Raw genomic sequence first — 15800 nt, 5'->3', positions numbered from 1 at the left:
AGCCGGAGCGCATTTCGGCCACCAGACCCACCGCTGGAACCCGAAGATGAAACCATATATCTTCGGTGCCCGCAATAGCGTCCATATTCTTGACCTTTCGCAGAGCGTGCCCCTGTTCGCACGGGCTCTCGACTTTATCGCCAATGCCGTTTCGGCTGGCGGCAAGGTCCTCTTCGTTGGCACTAAGCGTCAGGCACAAGAGCCGATTGCCGAAGCAGCCCGCGCCAGCGGCCAGCATTTCGTCAACCATCGCTGGCTCGGCGGCATGCTGACCAACTGGAAGACCATTTCCAACTCGATCCGCCGGATGAAAACCCTGGAAGAGCAGCTCGGTGGCGACACCGCGGGCTTTACCAAGAAAGAAGTCCTGCAGATGACTCGCGAGCACACCAAGCTTGAACTGTCGCTTGGCGGTATCCGCGACATGGGCGGCATTCCCGATGTCATGTTCGTGATCGATGCCAACAAGGAAGAACTGGCGATCAAGGAAGCCAATGTTCTGGGTATTCCGGTTGTCGCGATTCTCGACTCGAACGTTGATCCCAGCAACATCGCTTTCCCGGTTCCGGGCAATGACGATGCTGCGCGGGCGATTCGCCTCTACTGCGAATCCGTCGCTGCGGCAGCAACCAAGGGCGGCCAGGACGCTTCGGTTGCAGCGGGCGAAGATCTTGGAGCAGCGGTTGCTCCTCCGGTTGAACAGATCGTATCGAGCGAAGCCAATGCCAGCGCGATGGTTTCCGGCGAAGAAGCAGCGGTTGCAGATATTGCTGAGATAGCATCAGACGCGTCGCCAGCTGATGCGAAGAAAGAAGACGAAAAGGCGGGCGAAAAGGCCTGAACTTGAAGCTTCTCTATACGGTCATATATTGACTGTAACGAAAACTTACCAGGGGCGGCATTTTTGCCGCCCCAATTTCACATTTCCCGATCAAGCAATTGAGGAACAAATAATGGCTATTACAGCAGCAGCAGTGAAAGAACTGCGCGAGCGCACCGGTGCAGGCATGATGGATTGCAAAAAAGCACTGAACGAAACCAATGGCGACGTCGAAGCAGCGGTCGACCTGTTGCGGACCAAAGGCCTTGCTGCGGCACAGAAGAAATCGAGCCGTACGGCAGCCGAAGGCCTTGTCGGTGTTGCTGTAGAAGGCACCAAGGGCGTTGCTGTTGAAGTGAACAGCGAAACCGACTTCGTTGCCAAAAATGACCAGTTCCAGGAATTTGTTGCGAAAGTGACAGACGTTGCCCTGCAGCAAAGCGAAGACGATGTCGAAGCGCTGCTCGCAGCAGAACATCCAGCCGGCGGCACGGTCAAGGACGTGCTCACCAACAATATTGCGACAATCGGTGAAAACCAGGCGATCCGCCGGATGAAAACCGTCGCGGTTTCCAACGGTGTCATTGTTTCCTACATCCACAATGCCGTCACCCCGACGATGGGCAAGATCGGTGTTCTGGTTGCACTGGAAAGCACCGCAGGTGCCGACGTTCTCGAGCCACTCGGCAAGCAGATTGCGATGCATATCGCCGCTGCCTTCCCGCTGGCCCTGAATGCAGACGGTCTCGATCCAGAAATGCTTGAGCGTGAGCGCGCGATTGCGAAGGAAAAAGCAGCCGAATCTGGCAAGCCCGACAATATCGTCGAGAAGATGGTCGACGGCGCGATGGCAAAATTCGCCAAGGAAAATGCGCTGCTCAGCCAGACCTTTGTCATGGATAACAAGACTCCGGTTGCACAGGTCGTCGAACAGGCGGCCAAGGACGCCGGTACAGACATCAAGCTGACCGAATATGTCCGGTTCCAGCTTGGCGAAGGCATTGAGAAGAAAGAAGATGATTTCGCAGCAGAAGTCGCGGCCGCGGTTGCAGGCTGATCGCGCAGCGGATTGAATATTTCAGGCGGTAACGCTTGGCAGCATGGCGCGGACTATCTATGGTCTGCGCCATTGTTGTATTTGAGGCCGGGCGATGATTCCGGCAGGATGGGATTTGCATGAAACGACCGGCGTTCAAGCGCATTTTGCTGAAGCTTTCTGGCGAAGTCCTGATGGGCTCGAGCGAATTCGGAATTGATCCGGAGACGGTCAACCGCATCGCGACCGAAGTGAAATCAGCAAAAGAGGCTGGGTTTGAGCTTTGTCTGGTCGTCGGCGGAGGCAATATATTCAGAGGGCTGGCCGCCGCAGCAAAGGGCTTTGAACGAACCAGCGCCGATTATATGGGCATGCTGGCCACCGTGATGAACGCCTTGGCGGTCCAGAATGCGCTCGAGCAGATGGGCTGCGATACGCGCGTCTTGTCGGCCATACCGATGGCGAGCATCTGCGAGCCCTATATCCGCCGCAAGGCCGTGCGCCACCTCGAGAAAGGCCGTATCGTTATTTTTGCCGCCGGTACCGGGAATCCCTATTTCACCACCGATACTGCGGCAGCGTTGCGGGCCGCGGAAATGGGCTGCGAGGCACTGTTCAAGGGCACCAGCGTCGATGGTGTCTATAACGCCGATCCGAAGCTTGATGCGACCGCAACCCGCTATGAAGAACTGAGCTTTGATCAGGTCTTGTCCGACAATTTGAAGGTTATGGACGCCAGTGCCGTCGCGCTGTGTCGCGAGAACAAGATACCGATTGTCGTCTTTTCGATCCGCGAGCAGGGCAATCTGGCGACCGTCCTTGGGGGCGGTGGAACCGCCACCATGGTCGGAACAACCGAATAATATTTAGAGGAAACAGCAATGGCAAAATATGACAAAGCCGATCTGCAAAAGCGAATGCAGAGCACACTGGAGGCTCTCAAGCATGACCTGAGCGGTCTCCGCACGGGCCGGGCAAATATCGCTCTGCTGGATACGATCAAGGTTGAGGTCTACGGGTCGAGCATGCCGCTCAACCAAGTTGCCACTGTGTCCGTGCCAGAGCCGCGCATGCTGTCGGTTCAGGTCTGGGACAAGGGCAATATACAGCCGGTGGAAAAGGCGATCCGTTCTGCCAGCCTCGGGCTCAATCCGATGGTTGACGGTCCCAATATCAGGCTCCCGATTCCCGATCTGACCGAGGAACGGCGCAAAGATCTGGCGAAGCTGACGGGACAATTTGCCGAGAAAGCCCGCATCGCTATTCGTAACGTCCGGCGCGACGGGATGGACGACCTGAAGGCGGACGAAAGCAAGAAAGAGATCAGCGAAGACGACCGGAAGCGGCTCGAGACCGAAGTTCAGAAACTGACGGACGAGATGATCGCGGAAGCCGACAAGCTGGCCGACGCCAAAGAGCAGGAAATCCTCACGCAGTGAAGCTCGCCCGGTCCAAGAACGGTTCCGCAGATCCGGTACAAAGTGAGGCCGGTCTATCCGATCCGACGCACGGGGCTCGTCATGTCGCGATCATCATGGATGGCAATGGACGATGGGCGAAGCGCAGGCATCTGCCACGCGCCCTGGGCCACAAGAAAGGTGTTGAGGCCGTCCGCAACATCGTGCGGGTGGCCGGAGAAATGGGTATCGAGGCGATGACGCTCTATGCCTTTTCGTCGGAAAATTGGAATCGGCCCCAGGAAGAAGTCAGCGATCTCATGGGTCTGCTGCGGCAATATATTCAGTCCGATATCGAAGAATTTGTCGAAAATGGCGTGCGGCTGAAGGTGATCGGCAATTACAAGGCGCTGGACCCGGATATTGTCGCGATGATCGACAATGCGATTGCAAAAACTGCGGCGAATAGCAAAATGACGCTGGCAGTGGCGCTGAATTACGGAGCGCAGGACGAAATGCTGCGCGCCGTCCAGCATATTGCCGGCAGCGTTGCAGCAGGCGATGTGAAGCCCGAAGCCATCAATATCGACCATATTTCGGGGGCTTTGGATACGTCCGATCTGCCACCACTCGATTTGCTGATCAGAACATCAGGCGAATTGCGGCTGTCCAATTTTCTGCTCTGGCAGGCGGCCTATTCGGAGCTCTATTTCACCGACACGCTCTGGCCCGATTTTGACCGGTCCGAGCTGGAGAAAGCGCTGCAGTCCTTTGGACATCGCGAACGACGGTTCGGTGGGCGCTGAGCATGGCTGAACCGGCTGCTCCCGCGACTGGCAAGGCCAACGAGTTGCAAACCCGCGTCATAGTAGGCGTGCTTCTGATTACCGCAGCTGTCCTGGCCGAATATTTTGGCGGCATTTTCCTGTGGTTTCTTGTCGTGCTGATGGCGCTGGGCATCATGAGCGAATGGGCGGGGCTGACCGGCCGCCGGGACAACCGCTTGCTGGCGATGTACGCTTTGTCGGTGCCATTGGCGATCATGTCGCCGTGGGCGGCGGGTCCGTCGTTTTTGGCGCTCGGACTGATCATCGGGGCCGCCATGTTTGTGGCTGTGTTCGACCGGTCTTTCAAGCTTGCCGCCGGCGTGTTTTACGCTGGCTTGCCAGCGCTCGCGATCATCTATCTGCGGGATATCGACAATGGTATCCTGCTGGTCTTCTGGACACTGGCATTGGTCTGGGCAACCGATATTGGTGCCTATTTTTCCGGCCGCGCGATCGGTGGCCCGAAGCTCGCCCCGAAATATAGTCCCAACAAAACCTGGGCTGGTCTTATTGGCGGAGTTGCTCTGACGGCGGCTGTGAGTTTCATATTGCACATCTATTGGGGGCTTCCCTTCTATCTGGTGCTGCTCAGCATACCGCTGGCGGTGCTGGCGCAAATGGGAGATCTCTTCGAAAGCTGGCTCAAGCGCAAGGCGGGTGCGAAAGACAGCGGAACAATCTTCCCGGGTCACGGCGGCGTGATGGACCGGCTCGACGGGCTCATTCCGGTCGCTCCGGTGGTTGCAATGATCATGCTCGCTGACAATCTGTCCGCGCTCTCATGACGAGATCCGTCTCCATATTCGGGGCGACGGGATCGGTGGGCCAGTCGACGCTGGACCTGATCCGTCAGCATCCGGGGCAATATGATGTGATCGCGCTGACCGCCAACGGCAATGCGTCCCAATTGGCCGCTCTCGCGAAGGAGTTTTCCGCGCAGGTTGCGGTGGTCGCTGATGATGCCGCTTATGCTGGGCTCAAGCAGGAGCTTGCAGGAACGTCAATTGAGGCCGCCAGTGGCGCACAGGCGCTGATTGACGCGGCCGCACTTGGCGCAGACTGGACGATGGCGTCGATCGTCGGATGCGCCGGACTGCCGCCGACGCTGGAGGCCTTGCGGTGCGGCAAGACGGTCGCCCTGGCGAACAAGGAAGCGCTGGTCTCCGCTGGCGCCCTGATGATGACCGAGGCCCGAAAAGCCGGAGCCACATTGCTGCCGGTCGATTCAGAGCATAATGCGATATTTCAGGCGCTGCAGGGCGGGCGCATCGATCAGGTGCGCAAGATTACGCTGACTGCCAGCGGCGGCCCGTTCCGCACATGGACGCGCGACCGGATGGCGAGTGTCACACCAGAGCAGGCGGTAGCGCATCCCAACTGGGACATGGGTGCCAAGATTTCCGTCGATAGCGCGACCATGATGAACAAGGGCCTGGAGTTGATCGAGGCGCATCATCTTTTCCCGGTCGGGCTCGAGAATATCGAAATATTGGTCCATCCGCAGTCGGTGATCCATTCCATGGTCGAATATCACGACCGCTCCACGCTGGCACAACTGGGGTCGCCCGACATGCGGATCCCTATCGCCAATGCCTTCGCCTGGCCCGACCGGATGACGACCAACTGCGCGCCGCTCGATCTCGCGGAGATCGGCCGGCTGGATTTTGAACGACCGGATGAAAGCCGGTTCCCGGCGACAAAAATCGCCAGGGCCGCGATTGTGGCGGGCGGTGCAAAGCCGGCGATGCTGAATGCGGCCAACGAAGTGGCGGTCGCTGCATTTCTGGGCCGGGCGGTTCAGTTTCTGGACATCACAGAGATTGTAACGCGGCTGCTAGATAGTTATAGCCCGCCGGACCCGAGCGTACTGGACGATATCTTTGCGATAGACAAAGAATCCCGCGTTCGGACCGAGCAATTGGTCGAGGAATTGAAGGTTTGACGGATAATCCCGGTATTTTGCTGACGCTTCTGGCGTTTCTGATCGTTATTGGTGTGCTCGTTTTCGTGCACGAAATGGGCCATTATCTGGTCGGCCGCTGGTGCGGCGTCAAGGCGGAAATCTTTTCCATTGGTTTCGGCAAGGAAATCGCCGGATGGACTGACAAGCGCGGGACGCGCTGGAAAATCTGCATGTTGCCGCTGGGCGGTTATGTCCAGTTTGCCGGCGACATGGATCCCTCGGGCATGAAGAGCAAAGACTGGCTCAATCTGCCTGCGGAAGAACGCAACCAGACGTTCCAGTCCAAGTCGCTCTGGAAACGCGCAGCGATTGTTTTTGCCGGACCGGCGATCAACTTCATTTTTGCGATATTGATCATCATGGGCTTCGTCATTGCCTATGGCACCAGCGCCACGCTGCCGGTTGCCAGTGAAATTACTCCCGATTCAACGGCAGCGACGATTGGCCTGGAGCCCGGCGACAAGATCATTTCCGTCGACGGTGAGAAAATCGCACTGTTTGACGATCTGCGGCAGAAAATAATGCTGATCCCCGACCAGAATGTCGAAATCGTTTATGAGCGCGATGGCCAGCGCATCACCAAAGAGGCCAAGATTGGCGTCAATCTGTTGGAAGACCGGTTTGGCAACGAATATCGGATCGGCATGTTGGGCATGTCATCCAGCGAGATTGAGTGGCGGGAAGTCAGCCCGCTGGAAGCACCGGTCGTCGCAGTCGAAAAAACCGTTGGTATCGTCGATCAGATCACAACCACCCTCGGTCAGGTGATTACCGGCAAGCGTTCGATCAGAGAGCTTGGCGGACCGCTGAAAATTGCCCAGGTTTCCGGTGAACAGTTCAAGCTGGGTATGGAAAGCTTCATTCTTTTTGTCGCGCTGATCTCAATTAACTTGGGGTTCATCAACTTGCTGCCAATCCCGATGCTCGATGGAGGGCATCTGATGTTCTATGCGATTGAAGCGGTGCGCAGAAAGCCGGCGAATGCGAAAGTGCAGGAATGGGCTTTTCGGTCCGGACTGGCACTGGTCATGGTGTTCATGCTGGTAGTGACATTCAACGATTTGTCGTCATTTGGCCTATTCCGTTCGATCTCTGGCTGATTGACCATTGATTGACGGGCTGCATTGGGGCAGGGGATGGGCGAGGTTGGTGCTTATGTGCCAATGTCATTTTATTTTTGGTTTATGGTGTGAAAGCGAGTTTGTCTGTGAATCATAAAAAGCGGCTTCTGCCCTTGTTAATGTGTGGCACTATTCTGGGTGGCACGGCGATTCCCTCGCAGGTACAGGCGCAGGATGCGGTAGAGCCCGCCCCTGTGGTTCCAGCAGATGATACGATAAAATCCATCGTCGTCAGCGGTGCCCAGCGCCTCGAGCCGACAACGGTCCTGTCCTACATGAAATTGCGTATCGGCCAGCCCTACACGCAGGAAGCGGCTGACCAGGCGTTGAAAGACCTGTTCGAAACGGAATTGTTCAAGGATGTCAGTATCCGCAACAATGATGGTGCCGTGACCATCGAGGTTGTCGAGAATCCGGTGATCAACCGCATTTTGCTCGAGGGCAACAAGCGGATCAAGGAAGACAAGATCTATCCGGAAATCCGGCTGGCACCGCGACAGATATTCACGCGTTCGAAAGTGCGCGCCGATGTCGCTCGCATCATCGAGCTGTACAAGCGCAAAGGCCGTTTTGCGGCGAGCGTGGAGCCGAAAATGGTTCAGCTGGACCAGAACCGTGTCGATATTGTCTTCGAGATCAACGAAGGGCCAAAGTCGAAGGTTCAGCAGATCAACATCATCGGTAACGAGGCCTTCTCGGACGGCAAGTTGCGTGGTGAAATGGTGACCAAGCAGTCACGCTTCTACCGTTTCTTCAGCTCCAGCGACACCTATGATCCGGATCGGCTTGCCTTCGACCAGCAAAAGCTGCGTCAATTCTATCTGACCGAAGGCTATGCAGATTTCCGCGTCATCTCCGCCGTGGCCGAACTCACCCCGGACAAGCGCGATTTTATCATCACCTATGTGGTGGAAGAAGGCGATCGCTACAAGTTTGGCGATGTCGCGGTGGAAAGCGAGATCCGCGATTTCACACCCGAGTTTCTCGCACCGCAGTTGCCCATGAAGTCCGGCGACTATTACAACGCGAAGCAGGTGGAAGACACGGTTGAGCGCCTTTCTGAAACCGCCGGACTATTCGGATACGCCTTCGTAGATGTCCGCCCGCAATTCACGCGGAACAAAGACACGCTGACCATGGATATTCTGTTCCAGGTCGCCGAAAGTGATCGCGTCTATGTCGAGCGGATCGACATCAACGGCAATACGCTGACCCAGGACAAGGTCGTCCGCCGTGAGTTCCGGCTCAATGAAGGCGATGCCTTTAACAGCTTTCAGGTCAAAAGGTCCGCTAACCGGATCAAGTCGCTGGGCTTTTTCCAGGAAGATCTGGAAATCGAACAGAAACAGGGCAGCGCTCCCGATCGCATCATTCTCGAAGCCAATGTGGAAGAGAAAGCGACTGGCCAGCTTCAGCTTTCAGCCGGTTTCTCCAGCGTCGAGAATTTCATTCTGCAGGCCTCTGTCCAGCAGCGCAACTTCCGCGGCAAAGGCCAGGAATTGCGGGCCAGCGTCAGCTATTCGAGCTTTTCTCAATCCATCGAACTCGGTTTTACCGAACCTTATCTGTTTGACCGGAACATAGCGGTCGGTGCCGATGTTTTCCGTCGCGACTTGAACAGCTTCAATTTCGTCAACAACAACCGCGAGACGACCTTTGAGCAGTTGACCACCGGCTTTCAAATCCGTGCAGGTGTGCCGATTACCGAATATCTCTCCGCTTCCTTCCGCTATGGCTTGAGCCAGGATGATGTGACGCTGGAGCCGACCCTGTTCTTTTCCGACAGCAATGGTGACGGGATAAGGGGTAACAGCCCTGCTGATACATGCGATCCTTTGGTCGCGGGGCGTTTTCTTTGTGATGCCCTCGGGTCCCGCACGACCTCTTCGATCGGGGCGTCTTTGATTTACGACGATCGGGACAACCGGGTGCGTCCGACCAGAGGACAGTCTATCGTCGGCAGCGTCGATTTCGCTGGATTGGGCGGCAGCGTAAAATACATCCGCGGTCGTTTGAATGCGTCGAAGCACTGGCGTGTGCTCGGCGACTTTATTTTCACGATCAGCGGTGAGGGTGGTTATATCCATTCGCTGGAAAATCGGTCGCCTGGTCCGGGATCCGGCATCGATAACGTCCGCCTGACCGACCGTTTTTTCCTGGGTGAACCACAGATTCGCGGCTTTGACATACGCGGGGTAGGTCCCCGCGTTGTCCGGTCGGCGACCGTCCCCGGTCTGGACGCCAACGGCAATCCGATCAACGAGATTGTTGAAGTAACCAATGGCCGCCAGACGGATGACGCTATTGGTGGCCGGGCTTACTATCTGGGCAGGGCAGAGCTGGAAATTCCGCTGGGATCCGGCGCGCGTGAACTCGGTTTGCGACCATCGATATTCGTCGACGTAGGTGCCGTATTCAAGGTCACTCAGCCCCTTCTACTTACCGATTTGCAAACGCAGCGGCAGCGGACTATTTTCAACGACGAAGGGCAAGCAATTGGCGTCGCGCCCGAATTCCTGACCGTTGATGATGAAGGCAATGCGACGGTCACTCTTGACGCGGTGGATGCCAACGGCAACCCCAATCCGATTGCAACGAATTTCGTCGAGCGCTTTTTCGGGGATACGCCTAGCCCGCGTGTCTCAGTCGGCTTCGGCGTAAACTGGAATTCGCCATTTGGCCCATTCCGGATTGATGTCGCCAAGGCGCTGCTAAAAGAGCCTGGCGATGATACGAAACTATTCACATTCAACGTAGGAACACAATTCTGATGAAAAGTTTACTCAAAACTGCACTCACTGTTCTCGCCGTTTCCGCTGCGCCATTGGCCTTCGGTTCGGTTGCCACCGCGCAAGTTTCCGGCATCGCGACCGCCAACCCGACCATCGCGATCGCCAAATCGAAAGCTTTTTCGACCGCCTATTCGCAGATCGGAACGCAGTATAAATCCTCTTTCGACCAGATCGATGCCCGGAACAAGACCCTGAACGGACTGCGTGCGCAGCTCGACACAGACAATAACAAGCAACTGACCCAGGAAGAGCTTGATGCGGCTGTGAAGGCAAAAAGCCCGGTCCTGCAGAGCATCCAGACGGAAGAAAATGAAATCCAGAAGCTGCAAACCCCGGCGATCAAGGCGCAGATGTTTGCTATCCAGGAGATTTTCAAGGAATATTCCAATGCGCAGCAGCAAGTGGTCACGAACAAGAAAATCGCCGTTATCTTGAGCCCCGATGCGTTTCTCTATGCACCACCGCAGACCGACGTGACCGACGACATCACTGCGGTCCTGGATACACGAGTACCATCCGTCAGCATCACGCCTCCGGCAAACTGGCAGCCACAGCGCAACATTGTCTCGCTGCATCAGCAGCTTCAGCAACTGCTGGTCGCCAGCGCCCGCAACCAGGCCGCGCAGCAGCAGCCAGCAGCGGCGCAGCCAGCCAGCCGATAGTTGAGCGTTGATGACTGAATTGCTTGATTATGATGTAACCAGAGTGATGGCGGTGCTGCCGCACCGCTATCCCATGCTTCTGGTCGACCGGGTGGAAGAGCTCGTAAAGGACGAATCCATCCGGGCGATCAAGGCCGTCACCATGAATGAAGGCTTTTTCCAGGGGCATTTCCCGGGGCGACCGATCATGCCGGGGGTGATGATTGTCGAGGCGTTGGCGCAGGCCGCCGGCGTTCTCGCCATGGAAAGCTTTGACATGGTTGGATCGGGCAAGCTGGTCTATTTCATGGCAATCGACGGCGCAAAATTCCGCCAGCCTGTTGAGCCGGGCTGTCTTTTGTCCCTGAATGTGAAATTTGAACAAAAGCGTGCCCGCGTCTGCAAATTTTCCGGGCGGGCAATGATCGGCGACAAGCTGGCTGCCGAGGCGAGTTTTACCGCGATGATTGCCGACCCTCCAAAGGACTGAGCTTTTTCAAAAGAATCTTGCCCTTTTGCTGTTCCGCGGTTAATGGGCCGCTTCCGTTATATTTATTCGCTTTGGGTCTGGTCGGAAACCAGCCCGTTTAGGAGCCGAAAATGAAATCCGATACGCATCCAGACTACCACATGATCACGGTTCAGATGACCGATGGCACCACCTACGAAACCCGCTCTACTTGGGGCAAGGAAGGTGACACGCTGCAACTCGACATCGATCCGTCTTCGCACCCGGCTTGGACCGGCGGCAACCAGCGCCTGCTCGATCAGGGTGGCCAGGTGGCCCGCTTTAACAAGCGCTTTGGCGGTCTGTCGCTCAAAAAGAGCTGATACTGTCGGGGCCGTTGAACGGCTCCGATCGCCTACCACAAATGAATTTGGCCTAGCCACTTGGATAGCAGGGACAGCTTTTCCCGATAGATGTCTGTGGCGCGCTCGGTCGTGGTTTGCACAAACTGGATTTTTGAACCCGCGCGGAGTTGACCGATCAGATGACGATCGGCGCGGATCACCTGTGCAATCCGCGGATATCCGCCCGTAGTCTGGGCATCGGGGCCCAGCAAATAGGGTTCTCCACTGGGCGGCATCTGTATGGTTCCGGGAAAGACTGCAGCGCTTTGCATATTTGATGCATGGCTGGCTGGCAGACGCGCGCCTTCCAGTGCGACACCCATCCGGTTGCTTCGGGCCCCGACCGCGTAAGGGCTGTGGCAGAATTGATCGAACATATCCCGGTCTCCCTTGCCGGTTTCCGGGCCAGGCGTGACCCGCAGAACATGATCGTCGCCAAAATGGAGCCGAAGAGCCGGCGGGGTGACCCGATAGGTATCCCTATTTGCTGATGATCGCGCGAAACCGATGACATCTCCTGCTGCGAGCGCCCGGCCGTGAAAGCCGCCCAGACCTGCTGCCAGATAAGTCGACCGGCCCTCCAGCAATTCGTCCGCCTGAATTTCGGCCGACAGGGCCAAATAGGTCCGGCATCCATGGCGGCTGGGGCCAATATCAAGCCTGTCTCCCGCCGCCACTGTCAGGGTTTCGTGCTGAGGGTGGTCCTGGCCGTTAATCCGGACATAGGCTGCAGCGCCTACCACGGCGATAGCGCAGGGCTCGTCGACTTCAAAAACTGCTTCCGTCAGCGTAATTTCCAACGCGGTTGTGCGACTTGGCTTGCCGACCAGAACATTCGCCAGTGCCAGCGACAGGCAATCGGCAGCGCCAGCAGCGGGCATGCCAATATGCCGGTGGCCGACGAACGGTCCGCCCTGCAACGTCGTTTGCAGCCCGGCTTTCGACACGCGGAGACTCACTGATCCTTCGCCCGTGTCCAGTTTTCGAATTCGGCGCGCGAAATCGATTCGAAGCGCACAGTTTGGCCAGGCGATAGTAACGCCGGTTGCTCTTTCGCCGGATCAAACAGGCGCAGCGGGGTGCGACCGATAATCGGCCAGCCGCCGGGGCTGTCAAAGGAATAGATGCAGCTTTGCCGGCCAATGATGCCAATGGAACCGGCTTTGACCAATTGCCGTGGACTGGGCAGTCGGCCGATCGCCGGGCATTCTTCCTCGCTGTCGAGATAGGCAAAGCCGGGCATGAACCCCAGCATGGCAACGGATTGCGCACGCGCTGTATGCCAGGACGGCAATGTCTCGGGCGCGATGCCCAGTCGATCCGCGACATGCTTTAGGTCTGGTGCCAATTTCCGGTCGTAACATACTGGAATATTTATCGTTGATTGCGATGCATCGGAAGTCGATGTTGCATGATCCAGTTGATCGCGCACTATATTGGCAGCCTCGTCGGGCGAGATGACGGCAGGATCAAACTGAACGGCAATACTGCCCAGAGCGGGCACTATCTCGGTCCAGTGATGATTGGCGGAGAAAGCCATTTGCGCGGCTATCACCGTTTCCTGATTGGGCAATTGGATGTCGATCCAGTCATCACAGATGTGGATTGCGGTCCGCAGGTCAGTCACTATGCAACCCGGCCAATCTTAATGCCGTTCTGCTCGAGTGCCTTTCGCATTTTTTCTGCGGTCTTCAGCGCGCCATCGCTGTCCGAATGCAGGCAGAGGCTATCGGCGGCGATCACGAGTCGCGACCCGTCTTTTGTCGTCAGCGCGGTGCCTTCAGCCAGAGCAAGGCCCTGTTGAATGCGAATCTCTTCCTCAGCGATTACCGCGCCAGCTTCACTGCGTGGAACCAGCCGGCCATTGTCACTGTATCGACGGTCGATAAAGGCTTCTGCGATAAAACGGATGTCCTTGTGATCGGCTTTCTGCTCAATCAGCGATCCCGGCATGCCGACCAGGGCGAGATTTGTCCGGGCGGCAATATCGACCAGCAGAGCGGCAAGGGCCTCATCATCCTGTGCGTCGTTGTACAAGGCCCCATGCGGCTTGAGGTGGGTGAGCGGCACATCGACTTCTTCCGCTATCGATATGATCTCGCCCAGCTGATTCATCAAAGATGCTTCCAAATCTTCCACTGCGATATCCATTGATCGCCGACCGAAATTGACCCGGTCTGCATAAGAGGGATGGGCGCCAGGCCCAATGCCTTTGGATTTGGCAGCTGCCAGCATGGTGCGCATACTCTGCCGTGAACCGGCATGACCGCCGCACGCGATGTTGCAACTGGAGACAATGTCCATGATGGCAATATCGCGCGCGATACCCGCTGCGCTTTCGTCCTCGCCGAGGTCGGCGTTCAGATCGATGGTCCGGGTCATGGCCAAAATCCGAGGGCGCGTGCGATCAATCGAAAGCCCAATCCCGTTGTAATCAGCAAAATTATCGCCCCCAGAATATTGGCTTTCACGCCATTGGCATATTCTCCCAGCAGCTGCTTGTTATTTGCCAGTTTTAGCAGAAAGGCCGCTACAATCGGCAGCAACAGGCCGTTGGCAATCTGGGCAATGAAAATCAGTTCAACCGGCCGGTATCCGAGCAACGACGCCAGCGTGCCCGAGACGATTACGATCAGCGCGCCGATTTGAAACGGTCTTCGCGAATCGGAGGATTTGAAAATTTCCTGAACAATATAGCCGGTTGCCAGTGGAGCGGTCATTGCAGAGGTCAGGCCGGCTGCAAACAGGCCTGTGCCGAGCGTGATAGTGGCCAGATTGCCAAACAGGGGTGTGAGCTGCCCGGCCATATCAACCGCATTTTCTATCGTTTTGCCGCTACCGAACAGGCTGGCTGCCGCGGTTGCCAATATTGTCATGGAAACCAGTCCGCCGATACCGATTGAAATCGTGTTGTCCAGCTGTGCTTCGGGTAGCTGCTCTGTGTCCCATCGCTCGCGGACGCTGGCTGCATGCAGGAAGAGATTATAGGGCACGATTGTCGTGCCGATGAGGGCAATTGCGGTCATCAAGCCACCGTCCGGTACGGCGGGCACAAAGCCTTGCAGCAATGAGCCTAGATCGGGCCGGATCAGCGCGAATGTCAGCAAAAAGGCAGCGCTCATCAGCAATACCAGCAGGATCAGGATCTTCTCGATCCATTTTGGTCTGGAGAAGACCAGCATGGCGGATGCAAACAGAGCAATGGTGATGATGACCGGCGCGATCCCGAAGGCCAGTGGGCCGCCATTGATCGCTTCCAGACCAAGCGCGGCTCCGGACATATTGCCCGCCTCATAGGCGGCATTGCCGATAACCAGCGCGGATATCAGCAACAGCGCTGCCAACAGGCGGAAGGTGCGAGATGCGACCGTCTTCAGCATCGCCTCTGCCAGCCCCAGCTGCGTCACCAGCGCGATGCGGATCGCAAAGGACTGCAGAATGGTGGTTGTGATCGTGGCGAATACCAGTGCCCAGAGCAGGGCGAAGCCAAAATTTGCGCCCGCCAGCGTACATGCGGTTACGGTTCCGGGCCCGATGAAGGCGGCGGAAACCATCATCCCGGGCCCGGGCCGGTAGCGGCTGAGTTTCATTATCGTAGAGCCAATCGGGTCAACCGTTCCATGGCCAGGGTCTTTCGCGGTACCATTTGGTAATCACATATTTCGTCCCTTTTCGAACCTTCATGCCGTGATGCAAGGTCCACTCATTGACCGAGCTGTCCGAGTTGCGGTTGTTCCAGCATAGCATCGTTCCGGTTTCCGGCGTGAAGCTTTTCTTGAAATGGGTGAAGCGGGTAGCACCGCCTGCTTCCGGTTCGTTGAGATAGATCATGAACGTCCACGTGCGTTGGCCGGAGACGGAGCAATATCTCTGGAAGTCCTGACCATGGGGATCAAAAAAATCAGTGTGAGCTTTAAACTCCTGACCCACGGCGTAACGCTGCCCCTGCAGCGGCTCGCCAAATTTCGCATTGATGTCGGCGAAACAGCAAATTTTGTCGTCCATTTCGGCTACGAAATGATCAGAATGGTCAAGGTCACAGGTCTCGCTGGTGCGGAAATAATCGTCGCCATTGGGGTCCGCGATGTCGGACGGTCGCCTTTTTTCGTCAATCAGCGCTGTCAGTCTGCGGCATTCGTCGGGGTTGAGGAAGTTTTTAACAATGCACAGTTCGATTTCCTTGCGCGGAAAACGCTGCACTTTTCCCAATGCGACCAGATAGTCAGCCGATGTATTATTGGCCTCTGTCATACGAACGTCCAAAACTGTGCTTAAATACCGTGCCTTACGATAAATGAATCCCAGTTGATCGCAACCGCTGTTTGCGGCTTTGAACAATCTCAATATAAGC

General features: G+C 56.6%; 17 protein-coding genes. 12 read left to right on the top strand and 5 right to left on the bottom strand.

All coding sequences use genetic code 11. The annotated features are described in order from the left end of the window. From rpsB to rpmE, 12 genes are all read left to right on the top strand, one after another. On the top strand, window positions 1-841 hold an 841-nt coding region (gene rpsB / locus ACN0WW_RS03700), incomplete at its 5' end, for a 30S ribosomal protein S2 (protein ID WP_417609499.1). 112 nt (window positions 842-953) lie between these two features. Then, window positions 954-1877: a translation elongation factor Ts gene (gene tsf, locus ACN0WW_RS03695; RefSeq protein WP_417609497.1), complete on the top strand. Its 924-nt coding sequence runs from the start codon at window positions 954-956 to the stop codon at window positions 1875-1877. 119 nt (window positions 1878-1996) lie between these two features. Then, window positions 1997-2719, top strand: a complete 723-nt coding sequence (pyrH, locus tag ACN0WW_RS03690) for a UMP kinase (protein WP_417609495.1) — start codon at window positions 1997-1999, stop codon at window positions 2717-2719. 18 nt (window positions 2720-2737) lie between these two features. Then, complete coding sequence (frr, locus tag ACN0WW_RS03685) at window positions 2738-3295, top strand: ribosome recycling factor (protein ID WP_417609493.1); 558 nt, start codon at window positions 2738-2740, stop codon at window positions 3293-3295. A gap of 95 nt (window positions 3296-3390) precedes the next feature. Beyond that, window positions 3391-4059 (top strand): polyprenyl diphosphate synthase, encoded by a 669-nt coding sequence (uppS, locus tag ACN0WW_RS03680; RefSeq protein ID WP_417609756.1) that lies wholly within the window; start codon window positions 3391-3393, stop codon window positions 4057-4059. Between the two features lie 2 nt (window positions 4060-4061). Then, window positions 4062-4865, top strand: a complete 804-nt coding sequence (locus tag ACN0WW_RS03675; RefSeq protein WP_417609491.1) for a phosphatidate cytidylyltransferase — start codon at window positions 4062-4064, stop codon at window positions 4863-4865. After that, window positions 4862-6022 (top strand): 1-deoxy-D-xylulose-5-phosphate reductoisomerase, encoded by a 1161-nt coding sequence (locus tag ACN0WW_RS03670; RefSeq protein ID WP_417609489.1) that lies wholly within the window; start codon window positions 4862-4864, stop codon window positions 6020-6022. Before ACN0WW_RS03675 ends, ACN0WW_RS03670 begins: the two co-directional genes overlap by 4 nt. Beyond that, complete coding sequence (gene rseP / locus ACN0WW_RS03665) at window positions 6019-7143, top strand: RIP metalloprotease RseP (RefSeq protein WP_417609487.1); 1125 nt, start codon at window positions 6019-6021, stop codon at window positions 7141-7143. The genes ACN0WW_RS03670 and rseP overlap by 4 nt, the downstream gene beginning before the upstream one ends. 140 nt (window positions 7144-7283) lie before the next feature. Next, the gene (gene bamA, locus ACN0WW_RS03660; RefSeq protein WP_417609754.1) at window positions 7284-9935 is read left to right on the top strand and encodes an outer membrane protein assembly factor BamA; all 2652 of its coding nucleotides are present in this window, start codon (window positions 7284-7286) and stop codon (window positions 9933-9935) included. After that, window positions 9935-10618 (top strand): OmpH family outer membrane protein, encoded by a 684-nt coding sequence (locus tag ACN0WW_RS03655; protein ID WP_417609485.1) that lies wholly within the window; start codon window positions 9935-9937, stop codon window positions 10616-10618. Before bamA ends, ACN0WW_RS03655 begins: the two co-directional genes overlap by 1 nt. A gap of 10 nt (window positions 10619-10628) precedes the next feature. Beyond that, complete coding sequence (fabZ, locus tag ACN0WW_RS03650) at window positions 10629-11087, top strand: 3-hydroxyacyl-ACP dehydratase FabZ (RefSeq protein ID WP_417609483.1); 459 nt, start codon at window positions 10629-10631, stop codon at window positions 11085-11087. A gap of 110 nt (window positions 11088-11197) precedes the next feature. Then, window positions 11198-11428, top strand: coding sequence for a 50S ribosomal protein L31 (rpmE, locus tag ACN0WW_RS03645; RefSeq protein ID WP_417609481.1), 231 nt, complete (start codon window positions 11198-11200; stop codon window positions 11426-11428). 32 nt (window positions 11429-11460) lie between these two features. Here rpmE and ACN0WW_RS03640 read toward each other — a convergent pair whose 3' ends face one another. The 5 genes from ACN0WW_RS03640 to ACN0WW_RS03620 are packed head-to-tail and all read right to left on the bottom strand — an operon-like array spanning window position 11461 to window position 15700. Beyond that, window positions 11461-12408 carry a biotin-dependent carboxyltransferase family protein gene (locus tag ACN0WW_RS03640; protein WP_417609479.1) on the bottom strand — a complete coding sequence of 316 codons (948 nt, stop codon included), beginning with the start codon at window positions 12406-12408 and terminating at the stop codon, window positions 11461-11463. Next, window positions 12405-13076, bottom strand: a complete 672-nt coding sequence (locus ACN0WW_RS03635) for a 5-oxoprolinase subunit B family protein (RefSeq protein WP_417609477.1) — start codon at window positions 13074-13076, stop codon at window positions 12405-12407. The genes ACN0WW_RS03640 and ACN0WW_RS03635 overlap by 4 nt, the downstream gene beginning before the upstream one ends. Further along, entirely contained in the window at window positions 13076-13831 is a 756-nt protein-coding gene (pxpA, locus tag ACN0WW_RS03630) for a 5-oxoprolinase subunit PxpA (protein WP_417609475.1), read from the bottom strand. The genes ACN0WW_RS03635 and pxpA overlap by 1 nt, the downstream gene beginning before the upstream one ends. Beyond that, complete coding sequence (locus ACN0WW_RS03625; RefSeq protein ID WP_417609473.1) at window positions 13828-15039, bottom strand: Nramp family divalent metal transporter; 1212 nt, start codon at window positions 15037-15039, stop codon at window positions 13828-13830. The genes pxpA and ACN0WW_RS03625 overlap by 4 nt, the downstream gene beginning before the upstream one ends. A 19-nt stretch (window positions 15040-15058) precedes the next feature. After that, window positions 15059-15700, bottom strand: coding sequence for a prolyl hydroxylase family protein (locus ACN0WW_RS03620; RefSeq protein WP_417609471.1), 642 nt, complete (start codon window positions 15698-15700; stop codon window positions 15059-15061). Between the last annotated feature and the right edge of the window lie 100 nt (window positions 15701-15800).

Origin of the sequence: Parasphingorhabdus sp. (assembly GCF_048269865.1) — a bacterium.
Lineage (GTDB): Bacteria > Pseudomonadota > Alphaproteobacteria > Sphingomonadales > Sphingomonadaceae > Parasphingorhabdus.
Note: the sequence above shows the minus strand (reverse complement) of the source record. Positions and strands in the feature narration are given on the sequence as shown.